This is a genomic window from Pseudomonas atacamensis (assembly GCF_017167965.1).
In the GTDB taxonomy this organism is placed as follows: Bacteria; Pseudomonadota; Gammaproteobacteria; order Pseudomonadales; family Pseudomonadaceae; genus Aquipseudomonas; species Aquipseudomonas atacamensis.
This window is the reverse complement of the sequence record NZ_CP070503.1, coordinates 4,061,965-4,080,065: the sequence shown is the minus strand read 5'-3', so window position 1 is coordinate 4,080,065 and position 18,101 is coordinate 4,061,965. Positions and strand designations below refer to the sequence as shown.

At 60.9% G+C, this 18,101-nt stretch carries 14 protein-coding genes; 8 read left to right on the top strand and 6 right to left on the bottom strand.

Translation table 11 applies throughout. The annotated features are described in order from the left end of the window. Window positions 1-40 precede the first annotated feature (40 nt). From ppsA to JWU58_RS18455, 8 genes are all read left to right on the top strand, one after another. The gene (gene ppsA, locus JWU58_RS18490; RefSeq protein WP_051600403.1) at window positions 41-2,410 is read left to right on the top strand and encodes a phosphoenolpyruvate synthase; all 2,370 of its coding nucleotides are present in this window, start codon (window positions 41-43) and stop codon (window positions 2,408-2,410) included. 98 nt (window positions 2,411-2,508) lie between these two features. Next, window positions 2,509-3,498, top strand: coding sequence for an alpha/beta fold hydrolase (locus JWU58_RS18485; protein ID WP_206420741.1), 990 nt, complete (start codon window positions 2,509-2,511; stop codon window positions 3,496-3,498). 210 nt (window positions 3,499-3,708) lie between these two features. After that, window positions 3,709-4,200, top strand: a complete 492-nt coding sequence (gene rraA / locus JWU58_RS18480; RefSeq protein ID WP_016773829.1) for a ribonuclease E activity regulator RraA — start codon at window positions 3,709-3,711, stop codon at window positions 4,198-4,200. A gap of 21 nt (window positions 4,201-4,221) precedes the next feature. Next, window positions 4,222-5,217: a zinc transporter ZntB gene (locus JWU58_RS18475; RefSeq protein WP_130887697.1), complete on the top strand. Its 996-nt coding sequence runs from the start codon at window positions 4,222-4,224 to the stop codon at window positions 5,215-5,217. Window positions 5,218-5,280: 63 nt separating this feature from the next. Further along, window positions 5,281-5,529 carry a hypothetical protein gene (locus JWU58_RS18470; RefSeq protein WP_003223293.1) on the top strand — a complete coding sequence of 83 codons (249 nt, stop codon included), beginning with the start codon at window positions 5,281-5,283 and terminating at the stop codon, window positions 5,527-5,529. 2 nt (window positions 5,530-5,531) lie between these two features. Then, window positions 5,532-6,356: a mechanosensitive ion channel family protein gene (locus JWU58_RS18465; RefSeq protein WP_016773831.1), complete on the top strand. Its 825-nt coding sequence runs from the start codon at window positions 5,532-5,534 to the stop codon at window positions 6,354-6,356. A 90-nt stretch (window positions 6,357-6,446) separates the two neighbouring features. Next, the gene (sigX, locus tag JWU58_RS18460) at window positions 6,447-7,037 is read left to right on the top strand and encodes an RNA polymerase sigma factor SigX (protein ID WP_016773832.1); all 591 of its coding nucleotides are present in this window, start codon (window positions 6,447-6,449) and stop codon (window positions 7,035-7,037) included. Between the two features lie 107 nt (window positions 7,038-7,144). Continuing rightward, on the top strand, window positions 7,145-8,179 hold the full coding sequence (locus JWU58_RS18455) for an OmpA family protein (protein WP_016773833.1): 1,035 nt from the start codon (window positions 7,145-7,147) through the stop codon (window positions 8,177-8,179). A gap of 102 nt (window positions 8,180-8,281) precedes the next feature. Here the strand turns inward: JWU58_RS18455 and cobA are convergent, their stop codons facing one another. From cobA to JWU58_RS18425, 6 genes are all read right to left on the bottom strand, one after another. Next, window positions 8,282-9,043 carry a uroporphyrinogen-III C-methyltransferase gene (gene cobA, locus JWU58_RS18450; RefSeq protein WP_206420740.1) on the bottom strand — a complete coding sequence of 254 codons (762 nt, stop codon included), beginning with the start codon at window positions 9,041-9,043 and terminating at the stop codon, window positions 8,282-8,284. A gap of 13 nt (window positions 9,044-9,056) precedes the next feature. Continuing rightward, the gene (locus JWU58_RS18445; RefSeq protein WP_206420739.1) at window positions 9,057-11,768 is read right to left on the bottom strand and encodes a nitrate reductase; all 2,712 of its coding nucleotides are present in this window, start codon (window positions 11,766-11,768) and stop codon (window positions 9,057-9,059) included. Further along, window positions 11,768-12,085: a nitrite reductase small subunit NirD gene (gene nirD, locus JWU58_RS18440; RefSeq protein WP_016773836.1), complete on the bottom strand. Its 318-nt coding sequence runs from the start codon at window positions 12,083-12,085 to the stop codon at window positions 11,768-11,770. The genes JWU58_RS18445 and nirD overlap by 1 nt, the downstream gene beginning before the upstream one ends. After that, complete coding sequence (nirB, locus tag JWU58_RS18435) at window positions 12,082-14,535, bottom strand: nitrite reductase large subunit NirB (protein WP_016773837.1); 2,454 nt, start codon at window positions 14,533-14,535, stop codon at window positions 12,082-12,084. The genes nirD and nirB overlap by 4 nt, the downstream gene beginning before the upstream one ends. A 419-nt stretch (window positions 14,536-14,954) precedes the next feature. After that, a complete protein-coding gene (locus tag JWU58_RS18430; RefSeq protein ID WP_206420738.1) occupies window positions 14,955-16,625 on the bottom strand; it encodes a bifunctional protein-serine/threonine kinase/phosphatase in 1,671 nt (556 codons plus the stop codon). A gap of 7 nt (window positions 16,626-16,632) precedes the next feature. Continuing rightward, the gene (locus tag JWU58_RS18425) at window positions 16,633-17,844 is read right to left on the bottom strand and encodes a nitrate/nitrite transporter (protein WP_041479125.1); all 1,212 of its coding nucleotides are present in this window, start codon (window positions 17,842-17,844) and stop codon (window positions 16,633-16,635) included. Window positions 17,845-18,101 lie beyond the last annotated feature (257 nt).

The following is an 18,101-nucleotide window of genomic DNA, read 5'->3' as shown; positions in this document are numbered from 1 at the left end:
GTTTCTGAGCTTTTCCAACACAGTTAGTGGAGAGATCACCTTGGTAGAGTACGTAGTTTCCCTCGATAAGCTCGGCAAACACGATGTTGAGCATGTGGGGGGCAAGAACGCATCCCTGGGCGAGATGATCAGTAACCTGGCAGGCGCCGGTGTTTCGGTCCCCGGCGGCTTCGCCACGACGGCTCAGGCCTATCGTGACTTCCTCGAACTGAGCGGCCTGAACGATCAGATCCACAAGGCCCTCGACGCGCTCGACGTCGACGACGTCAATGCCCTGGCCAAGACCGGTGCGCAGATCCGCCAATGGATCATGGACGCCGAATTCCCTGAAAAGCTCAACACCGAGATCCGCACCGCGTTCGCCGCGCTGTCGGCCGGCAATCCTGACGTGGCCGTGGCCGTACGTTCTTCCGCCACCGCCGAAGACCTGCCGGACGCCTCGTTCGCCGGTCAGCAGGAAACCTTCCTGAACATCCGTGGTGTGGAAAACGTAATCCGCGCCGCCAAAGAGGTGTTCGCTTCGCTGTTCAACGATCGTGCGATTTCCTACCGCGTGCACCAGGGCTTCGACCACAAACTGGTCGCCCTGTCGGCTGGCGTGCAGCGCATGGTGCGTTCGGAAACCGGCACCGCCGGCGTGATGTTCACCCTCGATACCGAATCGGGTTTCCGTGACGTGGTATTCATCACCGGCGCTTACGGCCTGGGCGAAACCGTCGTACAAGGCGCGGTCAACCCCGATGAGTTCTACGTACACAAAGGCACCCTGGAAGCCGGTCGTCCGGCCATCCTGCGCCGCAACCTGGGCAGCAAAGCCATCAAGATGATCTACGGCGACGAGGCCAAGGCCGGTCGTTCGGTCAAGACTGTCGATGTCGACAAGGCCGAACGCGCGCGTTTCTGCCTGACCGACGCCGAAGTCAGTGAGCTGGCCAAGCAGGCGATGATCATCGAGAAGCACTACGGCTGCCCGATGGACATCGAGTGGGCCAAGGACGGTGACGACGGCAAGCTGTACATCGTGCAAGCGCGTCCGGAAACCGTGAAAAGCCGCACCCAGGCCAACGTGATGGAACGTTACCTGCTCAAGGAAACCGGCACCGTGCTGGTGGAAGGTCGGGCGATCGGCCAGCGCATCGGCGCCGGCAAAGTACGCATCATCAAAGACGTCTCGGAAATGGACAAAGTCCAGCCGGGCGACGTGCTGGTTTCCGACATGACCGACCCGGACTGGGAACCAGTGATGAAGCGCGCCAGCGCCATCGTCACCAACCGTGGCGGGCGTACCTGCCACGCGGCGATCATCGCCCGTGAACTGGGCATTCCGGCGGTGGTGGGTTGCGGTAACGCCACCCAGCTGCTGAAGGATGGCCAGGGCGTGACCGTATCCTGCGCCGAAGGCGACACCGGCTACATTTTCGAAGGCGAACTGGGCTTCGACATCAAGAAGAACTCCGTCGACGCCATGCCGGAGCTGCCGTTCAAGATCATGATGAACGTCGGCAATCCGGATCGCGCCTTCGACTTCGCGCAATTGCCGAACGCCGGCGTTGGTCTGGCGCGTCTGGAATTCATCATCAACCGCATGATCGGCGTGCACCCGAAAGCGCTGTTGAACTACGACGGCCTGCCGCAGGAAATCAAGGACAGCGTCGACAAGCGTATTGCCGGTTACAGCGACCCGGTCGACTTCTACGTCGACAAACTGGTGGAAGGCATCAGCACCCTGGCTGCAGCGTTCACGCCGAAGAAAGTCATCGTGCGTCTGTCGGACTTCAAGTCCAACGAATACGCCAACCTGATCGGCGGCAAGCTCTACGAGCCGGAAGAAGAAAACCCGATGCTGGGCTTCCGTGGCGCTTCGCGTTACATCAGCGAATCGTTCCGCGATTGCTTCGAGCTCGAATGCCGCGCATTGAAACGCGTGCGCAACGAGATGGGCCTGACCAACGTGGAAATCATGGTGCCGTTCGTCCGTACTCTGGGCGAAGCCAGCCAGGTGGTCGATCTGCTCGCCGAGAACGGCTTGAAGCGCGGCGAGAACGGTCTGCGCGTAATCATGATGTGCGAACTGCCATCCAACGCGATTCTGGCTGAGGAATTCCTCGAATTCTTCGACGGTTTCTCGATCGGCTCCAACGACCTGACCCAACTGACGCTGGGTCTGGACCGTGACTCGGGGATCATCGCGCACCTGTTCGACGAACGTAATCCAGCGGTCAAGAAGCTGTTGGCCAACGCCATTCAGGCCTGCAACAAGGCTGGCAAGTACATCGGCATCTGCGGTCAGGGTCCTTCGGACCACCCGGATCTGGCCAAGTGGCTGATGGAACAGGGCATCGAGAGCGTGTCGCTGAACCCGGACACCGTGCTGGAAACCTGGTTCTTCCTCGCCGAAGGTCAGGCTTGATCAGTATGTAATTGGCCCGCGCCCCATGTGGGAGCGGGCCTTGAGATTGAAGTAGGGCGGGCTCCAACGGATGCCGCCCTTTTTTGTGCAAGAGCATTATGCAAAGCAGCAGCAACCTGTTTCCTGTCGCGCTGATCAGCGCCGAGCGGCGCGGCGATCTGAGCGAAGACGTCTATCGATTGAAACCCGGCAACAGCCTGGACTGGTCCGTAGAGATCGCCGTCACCCGCCTGGGCATGGCCGATGACACGGCGCCACGCGGCGTGCCGGTGATTCTGTTGCACGGCAGCTTTTCCAATCGGCGCTTCTGGTTTTCCCCCAAAGGCCTCGGGCTCGGCGCGTATCTGACGCGGCTGGGCTTCGACGTGTGGATTCCGGAAATGCGCGGTCACGGCCTGTCCCAGCGCAATGAGGACTACCGGCGCAACCGCGTGGCCGACTATGCCCGCTACGATCTACCGGCGATTGCCGCGTTCGTACGTGAGCAGAGCGGACAGATCCCGCACTGGATCGGCCATTCGCTGGGCGGCATCACCCTGGCGGCGGCGCTCGGTGGCGAATATCTCGGCGAACCGGCCGTGGCCTCGGCGGCGTTTTTCGGCACCCAGGTCAGCCGCACCTACTGGCCGTTGAAAATCCCACCGGTGGAGTGGGGCGGGCGCTTCATTCTCAAGCGTTTCGCGCAGTTGTCCGGCTCACGCCTCAAACGCGGTCCGGAAGACGAACCGATCGGCCTGGCCATCGAAAGCATGCGCTGGTACGGCTTGTTCGGCCGCTTCGGCGACAAGGACAAGGATTGGTGGGCCGGGCTTGCCGATGTTCAGGTGCCGGTGTTGGCGGTGACGGCGGCGGGCGATCATCAGGATCCGGCGTGGGCCTGCCGCAAGCTGTTCGAGCAGATCGGCTCAGAGTGCAAGCAGTTCATCAATCTGGGCCGCGAGCAGGGCTTCTCGGATAATTTCGGTCATGTCGAAATGTTGGTGAGCAAAGCGGCGCAGGCTGAGGTGTGGCCGCTGGTGGCGCGCTGGTTGAACGATCAGCAGACGCCGTTGCTGGCGCAGACGACGGATCTGGCCGCTGCGGTGTGATGGGCGTTCCGTTCAGCCTGGCTTGCGGCTAAGATATGACGCATTGTGCGGTTCCGGTCATATTTCGTGACTGTTTAGCGATAACGTTTCAGCTGCGGTTCAGGTTCGCTCAGCGACCATGGCATGGACTAAGGTAAACAGCGACCGCCGGAACTCGTCTCATCAGAATGCGGCATCCTTGATCGTCTTCCTTGTTACAGGAGTTTTTCGATGGAACATTACCTTACGCCTGACCTGTGCGACGCCTACCCGGAGCTGGTGCAGGTGCTGGAACCGATGTTCAGCAATTTCGGCGGCCGGGATTCCTTCGGCGGCGAAATCGTGACCATCAAGTGCTTCGAAGACAATTCGCTGGTCAAGGAGCAGGCCGAACTCAATGGCAAAGGCAAAGTGCTGGTGGTTGATGGGGGCGGTTCGCTGCGCCGCGCCCTGTTGGGCGACATGATCGCCGCCAAGGCCGCGCAGAACGGTTGGGAAGGGCTGGTGATCTACGGTTGCATCCGTGACGTCGACGTCATCGCCCAGACCGATCTCGGCGTGCAGGCGCTGGCCAGCCATCCGATGAAAACCGACAAGCGCGGCATTGGCGACCTCAACGTCCCGGTGACTTTCGCCGGCGTGACGTTCCACCCGGGCCAGTACATTTATGCGGACAACAACGGCGTGATCGTGTCGCCGAGCCCGCTGAAAATGCCTGAATAAGCTTTTCGACAAGGGATGCGGATGTTCGAGGAAGAAAACGCGCAATGGGGGCTGGTGCATGCCCTGGTGCTGGACGGCAAGGGCGGTGCGCGTTCGATAGCCCGGACTGAGCTCGACGATTTGCAGCTGCTGGCCCATGAAAGCCTGTGGCTGCACTGGGATCGCAGCCATCCGCAGACCCAGACCTGGCTGCGCAAATCCAGCGGGCTCAATGAATTCACCTGCGATCTGTTGCTGGAAGAGAATACCCGCCCGCGTCTGTTGCCATTGCCCGACTCCGAGCTGCTGCTGTTTCTGCGCGGGGTCAATCTCAACCCGGGCGCCGAGCCGGAAGATATGGTCTCGGTGCGGATTTTCGCCTCGGCTCAGCGAGTGATTTCCCTGCGCTTGCGTCCGTTGCGCGCTACGGATGAGTTGCTGGCGCTGCTGGGTGAGGGCAAAGGGCCAAGAACTTCCTCGGAATTGATGCTGTATCTGGCGCAGTTCCTCACCAACAAAGTGCAGGATCTGGTCACGTGCCTGTCGGAAGTGGTGGATGAAGAGGAAGAAAAACTCGACGCCGACGAACGGTATACCCCCGAGCATGGGGCGATTTTGCACATCCGTCGCAGAGCGGCCGGGCTGAAGCGTTTTCTTGCGCCGCAGCGGGACATTTTCGGACAGCTGACGCGGATCAAACTGCCGTGGTTCGTCGAAGACGATGCCGACTACTGGAACGAATTGAACAACAGCCTGACCCGTTATCTGGAAGAGCTCGAATTGACCCGAGAGCGCGTAGGGCTTGTGCTGGAGGCCGAAGACCGGCGTTTGAGCGTGCACATGAACCGCACCATGTATCGCTTCGGCATCATTACCTGCATCTTTTTGCCGATGAGTTTCATCACCGGTCTGCTCGGGATAAATGTCGGCGGTATTCCGTTCGCCGAAAGCCCGTATGGCTTCCTGATCGCCTGTCTGACGGTGCTCGCCCTGGCATTCGGCCAGTGGTGGTTGTTCCGTCGATTGCGCTGGGTGTGAACATGGCGCATGTGACCCGAGCAAATCTGCCCGCGTCTTTCACAGACATCACGAGAGGTGCGTATGCACGATCCGTTTGAACAGTCTTTGCGCGACATGCTCAACGCTTCGCCGTCCAGCCGCGACGACGATGCGTGCCTGGGCCGCGTACTCAAAACCGCCAACCGCCAGGTCGGCGCCGGTGATCTGTTCAGCCTGCTGGGCCGCTGGCTGCCCGCGCTGATGATTGCCCTGAACAATGGCTCGGCGCATGTCTCGCCGGTTTCCCGTCTCCGTAAAACCACTGCTCGCACTGCTGATAAGGCTGATTGAATATGGAACTTGATCTCTGGACTCAGAGCCTCGTCACTGCAATGACTGCGTTGTGGACCAAAGTCGCTAACTTCATTCCGAACCTGTTCGGCGCACTGGTTGTGCTGCTGCTGGGTTTCGTCGTGGCCAAGCTGCTCGACACCTTGCTCTCCAAATTGCTCGCCAAACTGGGCCTCGATCGCCTGATGGGCGGCACCGGGCTGACCAAGCTGATGTCGCGCGCCGGGCTGCAAGTGCCGATCTCGACGCTGATCGGTAAAATCGTCTACTGGTTCGTTCTGCTGATTTTTCTGGTTTCTGCGGCAGAATCCCTTGGCCTCGAGCGAGTTTCAGCTACGCTGGACATGCTGGCGTTGTATCTGCCGAAAGTATTCGGCGCCGCGCTGGTGCTGCTGGTCGGGGTCCTGCTGGCGCAACTGGCCAACGGGCTGGTGCGCGGCGCAGCAGAAGGCGTAGGGCTGGACTACGCTTCGGGGTTGGGGCGGATCGCGCAGGGGCTGGTGATCATCATCAGCATCTCCGTGGCGATCAGCCAGCTCGAGGTCAAGACCGACCTGCTGAACCATGTGATTGTTATCGTATTGATTACCGTTGGTCTGGCAGTTGCGCTGGCCATGGGTTTGGGAAGCCGGGAAATTGCCGGTCAGATTCTTGCGGGAATCTATGTGCGTGAGCTGTACGAGGTTGGGCAACAAGTGCGTGTTGGCGAGGTCGAAGGCCAGATCGAAGAGATCGGCACGGTTAAAACCACATTGCTGACCGATGAGGGTGAGCTAGTCTCTCTCTCCAATCGGATCCTGCTGGAACAGCATGTGAGTAGCCGCTAAACCGGCAAACCCTGCTAATGTATGCCGCCGCAAAATGCCAGCCGAGGCTGGTTGTGGCGGACATTGACCTGACTGTCGGCACGACTTGTTTTGAATAAAGCCCAACCGCTATCCACGCGCTACGACCCCCGCGAGCTCTCTGATGAGGAGTTGGTCGCGCGCTCGCATACCGAGCTGTTTCACGTAACGCGCGCCTACGAAGAGTTGATGCGGCGTTACCAGCGAACATTATTTAACGTCTGCGCGAGATATCTTGGGAACGATCGCGACGCAGACGATGTCTGTCAGGAAGTGATGCTGAAGGTGCTGTACGGCCTGAAGAACTTCGAGGGGAAATCGAAGTTCAAAACCTGGCTTTACAGCATCACTTACAACGAATGCATCACGCAGTATCGGAAGGAACGGCGTAAGCGTCGCTTGATGGACGCTCTCAGTCTGGACCCTCTTGAAGAAGCGTCTGAAGAAAAGGCGCCGAAGCCGGAGGAGAAGGGTGGGCTTGATCGCTGGCTGGTGTATGTGAATCCGATTGACCGCGAAATTCTGGTGCTACGATTTGTCGCAGAGCTGGAGTTTCAGGAGATCGCAGACATCATGCACATGGGTTTGAGTGCGACAAAAATGCGTTACAAACGCGCTCTAGATAAATTGCGTGAGAAATTTGCAGGCATTGCTGAAACTTAGTTCAGCGCAAATATCTCTTACGTGTAGGCAAGTTCTGATAGACTTGCCGCCGAGTTGTCCCCCGGTTTGCGGGACTGCTTCACAATCACCAGATGGGGATTTAACGGATGAAACTGAAAAACACCTTGGGCTTGGCCATTGGTTCTCTGATTGCCGCCACTTCGTTCGGCGCTCTGGCACAAGGCCAAGGCGCAGTTGAAATCGAAGGCTTCGCTAAGAAAGAACAATTCGACAGCGCTCGTAACTTCAAGAACAACGGCAACCTGTTCGGCGGTTCGATCGGTTACTTCCTGACCGACGACGTTGAACTGCGTCTGGGCTACGACGAAGTGCACAACGTACGTGCCGACGATGGCAAGAACGTCAAAGGCGCTAACACCGCTCTGGACGCTCTGTACCACTTCAACAACCCAGGCGACATGATTCGTCCATACGTTTCGGCCGGTTTCTCTGACCAGAGCATCGACCAGAACGGTTCGAACGGTCGTAACCGTTCCACCTTCGCTAACGTTGGCGGCGGTGCCAAGCTGTACTTCACCGAGAACTTCTACGCCCGTGCCGGCGTTGAAGCTCAGTACAACATCGACCAGGGCGACACCGAGTGGGCTCCTAGCGTCGGTATCGGTGTGAACTTCGGTGGCGGCTCCAAGCCAGCTGCTGCTCCAGTTCCAGCACCTGCTGAAGTCTGCTCCGACAGCGACAACGATGGCGTTTGCGACAACGTTGACAAGTGCCCGGACACCCCAGCCAACGTAACCGTTGACGCTGATGGCTGCCCAGCAGTTGCTGAAGTTGTTCGTGTTGAGCTGGACGTGAAATTCGACTTCGACAAGTCGGTAGTCAAGCCAAACAGCTACGGCGACATCAAGAACCTGGCTGACTTCATGAAGCAGTACCCATCCACCACCACTACTGTTGAAGGTCACACTGACTCCGTCGGTCCTGACGCTTACAACCAGAAACTGTCCGAGCGTCGTGCAAACGCCGTTAAGCAAGTTCTGACCAACCAGTACGGTGTTGAATCGTCCCGCGTTCAGTCTGTTGGCTACGGCGAATCCCGCCCAGTTGCTGACAACAAAACTGACGCTGGCCGCGCTGTAAACCGTCGCGTAGAAGCGCAGGTTGAAGCTCAAGCTAAGTAATTAGCTGCCGCTGATGGAAAAGCCCGGCTCAGGCCGGGCTTTTCTTTGTCTGCGATTTGGCTTTGAATCTTGAAAGATCGCAGCCTGCGGCAGCTCCTACATTCAGATCATATGTGTCCTGTAGGAGCTGCCGAAGGCTGCGATCTTTTGCTCTTCCACGACAGCAGCCACCGCACCAATCACCAGAATCGCCGGGCTCTTCAATTCAAACGCCGAGGCATCCTCAGCCATCGCACTCAGGTCACTGCGACATTCACGCTGATGCGCCAACGAGGCGTTTTCGATCATCGCCACCGGCGTATGCGCCGCCATCCCTCCGGCCAGCAGCTGATCACGAATCTCGCCCAGCTTGGCCACGCCCATGTAAACCACCAGCGTCGTCCCGCCTTGCGCCAGAGCCTGCCAGTTCAACTGGCTGTCATCCTGCGTGTGCGCAGTCACCAACGTTACTCCGCGCGCCACGCCCCGCAACGTCAGCGGAATATCGCACTGGGTCGCCCCGGCCAGCCCGGCGGTAATGCCATTGACCAGTTCCACTTCAACCCCGCGCTCGCGCAACCACTGCGCTTCTTCGCCACCGCGGCCGAAAATGCACGGATCGCCGCCCTTCAGGCGCACCACGCATTTGCCCTGGCGCGCATAACGCAGCATCAGCCGATGGATAAATGCCTGCGGGGTCGAACGGCAGCCGCCGCGCTTGCCGACGGGAATGATCCGCGCATCGGGGCAGTGCTCCAGCACCGCGTCGTTGACCAGATCATCGATCATCACCACATCGGCCTCGCGCAATGCGCGCACCCCTTTGAGCGTCAGCAACTCCGGATCGCCAGGGCCTGCGCCCACCAGCCAGACTTTCGCATTCATGGTGTTGTCCTCGTTAAATGACCGCGACCGGCCGCGCTTCGGCAGCCAGCAGACGCTTGATTTCCGGCACGCAGGAACCGCATTGCGTACCGCATCGGAGATTGTTTTTCAGGCCTTGCAGATCCAGGCCCTGGCGAATGCCGGCGCAGACTGCGTTGAGGCTGACGTTTTCGCAATTGCACAAGGTCTTGTCGCTCGCAATGGCGCCGACAGCGCCTGGCGGCGCGCTCATCGGCGCGAGCAGCCAGCGCCGCAGTTGTTGGTCGGCGCGGCCCTCCAGCCACAGGCTCTGCAACCAGTGTTGCGCAAGGGTTTCGCCGGCCAGGCGAATCGCAGTGATACGGCCGTTTTCGATGCGCACCCGCTTGCCAATGGCGCGACGCGGATCGTCATAGGCCAGAACCGGGCCTTCCAGCAGTGACAGGCATTGGTCGATCTCGCCCAGCAGTTGTGGATCCGGCGCCTGGCTGTGTGCAGCGCGTATCAGCAGCGCTGGCCGCTCACGACCGACAAGGCTGAGGCTGACGTAGGAAAACGCCTCGCACAGCGGTCGTAGCGTCTCGAAATGCCGTTGAACATCACCCTCGATCAAGGCGAACAGTTGCCACGGCAGGTTGACTGCCTCCAGACGCACGCCGCTGTGCTTGAGCTCCGGTTGTTTTGACAGCGGATCAAACGCCGGCAAGGTCAGCGTGTTGACGCCGCCCTTGAGATAGCGATCGCCCCAGTGCATCGGCAGAAACGCCTGGCCCGCACGCACGCTGTCGTCGCTGCCGACCGCAACAATCACCGCGCCACGGCGGCTTTTCAGATTGACCAGATCGCCGGGCTGCAAGCGGTGCCGGCGCATCTCGTCCGGGTGCAGGCTCAGCACGGCTTCGCTGACGTGGCCGAACAATTGCGCGGCGGTGCCGGTGCGGCTCATGCCGTGCCACTGGTCACGCAGGCGACCGGTGATCAAAGTCAGCGGGAAGCGCGCGTCGCGTTGTTCCTTGGCGGCGCGGTACGGATCGGCAATGAACTGCGCGCGGCCATTGGCTGTAGGAAAAATGCCGTCGCCGTACAAGCGTGGCGTGCCTTGGCGGGCGCCGGCAGGGAAGGGCCATTGCTGCGGACCGATCTCGTCGATCAAGGCATGACTGATCCCGGACAGATCCAGGTCTCGCCCACGGGTCAGCGCTTTGAATTCATCAAACAACTGCGAAGGTTTATCGAAAGCGAACAGGCTTGGCTGCCTGGGGCGCAGACGTTTCTCCAGACGCTGTGCGAAATCCACCGTGATTGCCCAGTCCGGCCGCGCTTCGCCCGGTGCGACAACCGCTTTGCGCACGTGGGAAATGCGCCGCTCGGAGTTGGTCACCGAACCTTCTTTCTCGCCCCAACTGGCGGCGGGTAACAGCAGGTCGGCAAACGCAGCGGTTTCGGTGGTGCGAAAGGCTTCTTGCAATACCACAAAAGGGCAGGCCTCAAGCGCTGCGCGGATTGCGCTCTGATCGGGCATCGATTGCGCTGGATTGGTACAGGCAATCCACAGTGCTTTGATTTTGCCGCTACTCACGCTTTCGAACAGCTCGATGGCGCTCAGGCCCGGCGCCTCGGGCATGCTCTCCACACCCCAGTACGCCGCCACCTCGGCGCGATGTTCCGGGTTGGCGGCATCGCGGTGACCGGGCAGCAGATTGGACAGACTGCCGGTTTCCCGCCCGCCCATGGCGTTCGGCTGACCGGTAAGTGAGAAAGGTCCGGCACCGGGACGGCCAATTTGCCCGGTGGCCAGGTGCAGATTGATCAGCGCGCTGTTCTTTGCGCTGCCGGCGGTGGACTGATTCAGGCCCATGCACCACAGCGACAGGAAGCTCGGCGCAGTGCCGACCCATTCTGCGCATTGCTGCAGTTGCTCGATGCTGATGCCGCACAGTTGCGAAACCATTTGCGGGGTGTAATCGCGGACCAGCGTCTTGAGTTCGGCGAGGCCTTCGGTGTGCGCCTTGATGAAATCGCGATCGATCCAGTCTTCCCACAACAGCAGATGCAAAATCCCATGGAACAAGGCGACATCGGTGCCCGGAAGAATCGCCAGATGCAGGTCAGCCAAATCGCAAGTGTCGGTGCGACGCGGGTCGATCACGATGACTTTCATCTGCGGGCGACGGGATTTGGCTTCCTCCAGTCGACGGAAAAGTACCGGATGGGCGTAGGCCATGTTACTGCCGACGATCATCACGCAGTCGCTGAGCTCCAGGTCTTCGTAACTGCACGGCGGCGCGTCGGCGCCGAGGCTGCGTTTGTAGCCGACCACCGCCGAAGACATGCACAGCCGCGAATTGCTGTCGATGTTGTTGGTGCCGACCAGCGCCCGCGCCAGTTTGTTGAAGGCGTAGTAGTCCTCGGTGAGCAACTGCCCGGAGATGTAGAACGCCACGCTGTCCGGGCCGTGTTCGGCGATGGTTTCGGCAAACACGTTGGTCGCGTGGTCGAGGGCGGTATCCCAGTCAGTACGGCTGCGCGCCAGGCCTTTGCCCAGACGCAGTTCCGGGTACAAGGCGCGGGCGGCGAGGTCGCCGGTCAGGTGCAGCGTCGAGCCTTTGCTGCACAGTTTGCCGAAGTTGGCCGGGTGCGCCGGATCGCCGCTGACGCCGAGGATGCGCTCGCCGTCATGCTCGATCAGTACGCCGCAGCCGACCCCGCAGTAACAGCAGGTCGAGGCGGTCGTCTGGCGGTTCATCAGATGGCGTCCCGCAGGGCCAGTTGCACCCGGCCGTTCTCGACCCGCGCCGGATGATGGTGCGCACAGCCGATGTCCGGCGCCTGGGCTTCGCCGGTTTCCAGGTCAATCTGCCAGTTGTGCAGCGGGCAGGCCACGCGCTTGCCATAGATCAGGCCCTGCGACAGCGGGCCGCCCTTGTGCGGGCAGCGGTCATCGAGGGCGAAAACCTCGTCGTCGCTTGTACGAAAAATCGCGATGTCTCCTTTCGGCCCGGCAATGATCCGCGAACCGAGGGCGTTGATCTCTTCCAGCGCACAGATATCGAGCCAGTTCATGCCGGCACCTCCAGGTTTTTCACGGGGATCACGTCGAATTCTTTCTTCAGTTGCGGCTGCGCCAGGCGTTCTTTCCATGGGTCCTGTTCGAACGACAGGGAGAATTGCAGGCGCTCGTTCAAGGCCTTGCGCCGCTCGGCGTCTTCGAGCACGTTTTTCTTGATGTGCTCCATGCCGACCCGTTGCAGGTAATGCACGGTGCGCTCGAGGTAGAAGGCTTCTTCGCGGTAGAGCTGCAGGAACGCGCCGTTGTATTCACGGACTTCCTCGGCAGTCTTGAGCTTGACGAAGAACTCGGCGACTTCGGTCTTGATCCCGCCATTGCCACCGATGTACATCTCCCAACCGGAGTCGACGCCGATAATTCCTACGTCCTTGATGCCCGCTTCCGAGCAGTTGCGTGGGCAACCGGACACTGCCAGCTTCACTTTGTGCGGCGACCACATGTTGAACAGGTCGTGCTCGAGTTCGATGCCCAGTTGCGTCGAGTTCTGCGTGCCGAAGCGGCAGAACTCGCTGCCGACGCAGGTTTTCACGGTGCGGATGGATTTGCCGTAGGCGTGGCCGGACGGCATGTCGAGGTCTTTCCAGACGCCGGGCAGGTCCTGTTTCTTGATCCCCAGCAAGTCGATGCGCTGACCGCCGGTGACCTTGACCATCGGCACGTTGTACTTGTCGGCCACATCGGCGATCCGCCGCAGTTCCGACGGATTGGTCACGCCGCCCCACATGCGCGGCACCACCGAATAGGTGCCGTCCTTCTGGATGTTGGCGTGGGCGCGTTCGTTGATCAGACGCGATTGCGGGTCGTCCTTGGCCTCGCCGGGCCAAGTGGAAATCAGGTAGTAGTTGAGCGCCGGGCGACAGGTCGCGCAGCCATTGGGCGTGCGCCAGTTCAGGTAACTCATGGTCTCGGCGATGGTCAGCAGGTGTTCCTGACGGATCGCCTGACGAATCTGCCCGTGGTTGAGGTCGCTGCAACCGCAGATGGCTTTTTCGCTTTTCGGTTTGACGTCGGCCGCGCCACCCACCGTATTGATCAGGATCTGTTCAACAAGGCCGGCGCAGGAACCGCAGGAGCTGGCAGCCTTGGTGTGTTTCTTCACTTCATCGACGCTGAACAGGCCGTGTTCCTGAATCGCCTTGACGATGGTGCCCTTGCACACACCGTTGCAGCCGCAGACTTCGGCGCTGTCGGCCATGACCATGGCTTTGTCCTGGCCCTGATGTCCTACGTCGCCTAAAGCGTTTTCGCCAAACATGAGGTGATCGCGGATCTCGCCGATGGCGTGATTCTCACGAATCTGCCGGAAATACCAACCGCCATCTGCCGTATCGCCGTACAGACAGGCGCCGACCAGCACGTCATCCTTGATCACCAGTTTTTTGTACACGCCGCCGATCGGGTCGGAGAGGGTGATGGTCTCGGTGCCTTCGCCGCCCATGAAATCGCCGGCGGAGAACAGGTCGATGCCGGTGACTTTCAATTTGGTTGAGGTCACTGAACCCTGATAGCGAGCGAAACCCAGTTGCGCGAGGTGATTGGCGCAGACCTTGGCCTGTTCGAACAGCGGTGCAACCAGACCGTAGGCAATGCCGCGATGGCTGGCGCATTCGCCGATTGCGTAGATGCGCGGGTCGTAGGTTTGCAGGGTGTCGTTGACCAGAATCCCGCGGTTGCACGGGATGCCGGCCTTTTCTGCCAGTTCGGTGTTGGGGCGGATGCCGGCGGCCATCACCACCAGATCGGCAGGAATGATGTCGCCGTTCTTGAACTGCACCGAACCGACCCGGCCATTGCCGGCATCGTGCAGGGCTTGGGTCTGTTCGCACAGGCGAAAGTGCAGGCCACGGGATTCCAGCGCCGATTGCAGAAGCTGGCCGCTGGTCTTGTCCAATTGCCGCTCCAGCAGCCATTCGCCGAGGTGCACCACGGTGACGTGCATGCCGCGCAGCATCAGGCCATTGGCCGCTTCGAGGCCGAGCAGGCCGCCGCCGATGACCACGGCGTGCTTGTGGGTCCTGGCGGTGTCGATCATGGCCTGGGTGTCGGCGATGTCGCGATAGCCGATCACGCCCTGCAAAGTGTTGCCGGGGATTGGCAGGATGAACGGGGTCGAGCCGGTGGCGATCAGCAGGCGATCGTACTCGGCTTCGGTGCCGTCCTCGGCGATCACTCGGCGTTTGACCCGGTCGATCTCCACCACTTTGCGGTTGAGCAGCAACTTGATGTTGTTTTCCAGGTACCAGTCGAGGTCGTTGAGGACGATCTCTTCGAACGTCTGCTCGCCGGCCAGCACCGGCGACAGCAGGATGCGGTTGTAGTTGGTGTGCGGTTCGGCGCCGAAGACGGTGATGTCGTAGAGCTCGTCGCTCAGCTTGAGCAGTTCTTCCAGGGTACGCACCCCGGCCATGCCATTGCCGATCATCACCAGTTTGAGTTTTTTCATCAGGTTCTCCGGGAGCTGCGGCTGGCCTCTGGTGGGCCGTCGGGCCTTGCTCGACAAATTTTGCGCAAACAAAAAAAGGCGTCCCGCTAGTTGCCTAGCGAGGACGCCTTTGTCCTGGTCCCGTTCTCTCGGGAAGCGCAGCCTTCGTCGTTGAAGGTTGGGCTTTATGTATGGTGAAAAGGGTTATGCAGTGGTTGTGCCAACTCGGGGGGACGCGGATTTATTGGGGATTGGGGTTGTGACAGGAGATTTTTTTGCACCGAATCGAGGCGTGTTGCTCGTTCGTGGCGCGTTAATTCTTGGGGTTATGCGGTGTGAAGCCGAATGCCTTCGCGAGCAGGCTCGCTCCCACAAGGTGTCTGCGAACGACGCCAATCCCCTGTGGGAGCGAGCCTGCTCGCGAATGGCGCAACTCAATCTCAGCCATGAAACAACAAAACCAGCAGCACCACATTCCCGAGCAATGCCAGAAGCGCCATGGTCCGCCAGACCTTCAACGGCTCCCGCTCGAGTAAAGGCCGGGGCCGCACACTCAAACTTTGCCGCTCACCCTGTTCCAGCACCAGCAGCCACTCTTCGGCGGTTTCGAAGCGTTGCTGCGGATCGGCGGTGACGCCGCGTTCCAGGCTTTGCGCCAGCCATTCCGGCAAGTCCGGGCGATAGCGACTGGCATTCACCGGTACGCCAAATCGGGGCCTCTGGAACGCTTCGATTTCGCCATAGGGAAAATGCCCGGTGAGCAGGTAATAGAGAGTGACACCGACAGAATACAAATCCTGTTGTGCACTCGGTGGTTCGCCGCGAAACGCTTCCGGGGCGATGAAACTAGGCGTTCCCGGCAGGGTCGACGGCGCGTCCTCCGACAGTCCCGGGCAGTAAGCCAGACCGAAATCCAGCAGGCGCAGTTCGCCGTCGTCACCCCGCAACAGGTTTTCCGGTTTGATGTCGCGGTGCAGAATCTGCCGTCGATGCAGCAGCCCAACCGCGCGCAATAGCCGCTCGGCGATGTCCTGCCACTGCGCCAAAGGCAACGGGCCGCTATGTTGAAACACGTCGGCCAGCGTCGTCCCGGCGTATTCGCGCATGACGTAATACAAATGTTGACGCTGAGTGCAGGCATGGATTTGCGGAAAATGCCGGCCGGCCACGCGCTTGAGGAACCATTCTTCCGACAGCAGCGCCTGCCCGGCTTGCGGATCGTCGGCCAGGCGCGTCGGCAAGGTCTTCAACAGCCAAGGCTGGCCCTGACTATCGAGCACGCGATACAGCAATGATTGCTGGCTCTGGCCGATGCCGCCTTGCACCTGCCAGCCTTCAAACGCTTGCCCGGGTTTCAGCGTTGGCGGCAGTGGCCATTGCTGCAATTGCACCAGCGCATCGCCGATGCTCGCTTCGCCCAGCGCATCGACGCGCACCAGCAGGGCACTGGCGTTGTCCTGACTGCCGGCCAGATGCGCGGCGTTGACCAAGGTTTGCGCCGCGCTGGGCAGATCCACTTGATCGCGCAGAATCGCGGCGATCGCGGTATCGCCCAGGGTCGACCAGACGCCGTCGCTGAGCAGCACGAAGCTTTCGCCCTCACGCAGTTCGCCGTCGAGGAAATCCAGGACCAGATGCTGATCGAGCCCGAGCGCACGTTTGAGCACGTGCTGCATGCCCGGTTGCTCCCAGACGTGATCCTCGCTGATGCGCTGCAAGCGCTCGGCGTGCCAGCGATAGACCCGGCAATCGCCGACGTGGGCGAGGGTGAAGCGCCGACCGCGCATCACCAGCGCGCTGACCGTGGTCAGCAGCGGTTGCCCGCCGCCGTTGGCCTGCAGCCAGCGATTTTGCGCGAGCAGCAGGCGATCCAGCGCCTGGGCCACGCTCCAGGTTTCCGGCGTCGCGTAGTAGTCCAGCGCCAGCGCCTGCAAGGTCGAACGCGCGGCGAGGCCGCCATCGGCGCATTGGCTGACGCCGTCGGCGATGGCGAACAGATAACCCTTGCTCACCGCCAGTGCCGGCGCCGGTGTCACCGAGCGCAGGGCGTCCTGATTCTCCGCACGCGGGCCGGTGGCGCTGGCTTCGGCGAAGCTCAGTTGCAGGGCCATTGGGGCCTCAGACCCGCGCCGCTGTCACCGCCGCCGAACCCCAGGTGGTTCTCCAGCGACGCTTGACGCCGTGCAGGCCAAACCACGCCAGCACACCGAGGCTGGCGAACAACCACAGCGCCAGTTGATAACTGCCGGTGCTTTGCTTGATCGCGCCCATGCCGGCCGCGAGGGCGAAGCCGCCGATACCGCCGGCCATGCCGATAAGCCCGGTCATCACGCCGATCTCCAGACGAAAACGCTGCGGCACCAGTTGGAAAACCGCACCGTTGCCCGCGCCCAAGCCGAGCATGGTGCAGACGAAAAGCGCCAGCGCCGCGTAGGAACTTGGCAGATTGAAGCCCACCGCTGCGATGCAGATGGCAGCGACGGTGTACATCGCCAGCAAGGTGCGAATGCCGCCGAAGCGATCGGCCAGCGCGCCACCCAATGGCCGCATCAGGCTGCCGCCGAACACGCAGGCAGCGGTGTAATAGCCGGCGGTTACCGGGCTCAGACCGTATTGATCGTTGAAGTAACCGGGCAGGGCGCTGGCCAGGCCGATGAAGCCGCCGAAGGTGACGCTGTAGAAAAACATGAACCACCAACTGTCGCGATCACCGAGGGCCTTGAAGTAGTCGGCCATGGCTTTCGGTTTTGGCCGCTGCGGGGCGTTTTTTGCCAACCAGGCGAATAGCACCAAAGTCAGGACCAGCGGGATCAGGGCAAACCCGAAGACATTGCTCCAGCCGAACGCGGCGGCAATCACTGGCGCCAGCAGCGCGGCGAACACGGTGCCGGAGTTGCCGGCGCCGGCGATGCCCATGGCTTTGCCCTGATGTTCTGGTGGATACCATTGCGAGGCCAGCGGCAGAGCTACGGCGAACGACGCGCCGGCCATGCCGAGGAACAGGCCGAGGATCAGCGCCTGTTCATAACTGTGGATACCCAGTTTCCAGGCGCCGAACAGCGCGCAGATGACGATGACCTGGCCGATCAGCCCGGCGGTCTTCGGCGACAAGCGATCAGCGAGCATGCCCATGGCGAAGCGCAACACCGCGCCGGCCAGAATCGGCGTGGCGACCACAAGGCCGCGTTGCTGGGTGGTCAGGTGCAGGTCGGCGGCAATCTGCACCGCCAGCGGGCCGAGCAGGTACCAGACCATGAAGCTCAGGTCGAAATACAGGAAGGCCGCGAACAGGGTCGGGGTATGGCCGGATTTCCAGAAGCTTGAATTCATCGCGCACCTCGGCTGAAAAGAGTCTCGAAAGGAGTCATGCACAGCAGGTGGAGCGCCTCACGGCCGCACCACCGGCCCCGTTCTGTGGGGCCAAAACGCAAAAACGCCGCTACCTGATTCGCCGAGGGGCGAACGGGGTGAGCGACGTCTTTGTCGTAGGTGGGGCAACCGCCGTTGGTTACCTGTGCGGTTTACTTAGCGAGATCTGTGCCAACAGTTCGTGACCGAGGTGCGGCCATTCGCGAGCAGGCTCGCTC

Coding starts and splice junctions, on each gene's coding strand:
- JWU58_RS18485 (WP_206420741.1), top strand. CDS start 2,509: ATGCAAAGCAGCAGCAACCTGTTTCCTGTCGCGCTGATCAGCGCCGAG.
- rraA (WP_016773829.1), top strand. CDS start 3,709: ATGGAACATTACCTTACGCCTGACCTGTGCGACGCCTACCCGGAGCTG.
- JWU58_RS18475 (WP_130887697.1), top strand. CDS start 4,222: ATGTTCGAGGAAGAAAACGCGCAATGGGGGCTGGTGCATGCCCTGGTG.
- JWU58_RS18470 (WP_003223293.1), top strand. CDS start 5,281: ATGCACGATCCGTTTGAACAGTCTTTGCGCGACATGCTCAACGCTTCG.
- JWU58_RS18465 (WP_016773831.1), top strand. CDS start 5,532: ATGGAACTTGATCTCTGGACTCAGAGCCTCGTCACTGCAATGACTGCG.
- JWU58_RS18455 (WP_016773833.1), top strand. CDS start 7,145: ATGAAACTGAAAAACACCTTGGGCTTGGCCATTGGTTCTCTGATTGCC.
- cobA (WP_206420740.1), bottom strand. CDS start 9,043: ATGAATGCGAAAGTCTGGCTGGTGGGCGCAGGCCCTGGCGATCCGGAG.
- JWU58_RS18445 (WP_206420739.1), bottom strand. CDS start 11,768: ATGAACCGCCAGACGACCGCCTCGACCTGCTGTTACTGCGGGGTCGGC.
- nirD (WP_016773836.1), bottom strand. CDS start 12,085: ATGAACTGGCTCGATATCTGTGCGCTGGAAGAGATCAACGCCCTCGGT.
- nirB (WP_016773837.1), bottom strand. CDS start 14,535: ATGAAAAAACTCAAACTGGTGATGATCGGCAATGGCATGGCCGGGGTG.
- JWU58_RS18430 (WP_206420738.1), bottom strand. CDS start 16,625: ATGGCCCTGCAACTGAGCTTCGCCGAAGCCAGCGCCACCGGCCCGCGT.
- JWU58_RS18425 (WP_041479125.1), bottom strand. CDS start 17,844: ATGAATTCAAGCTTCTGGAAATCCGGCCATACCCCGACCCTGTTCGCG.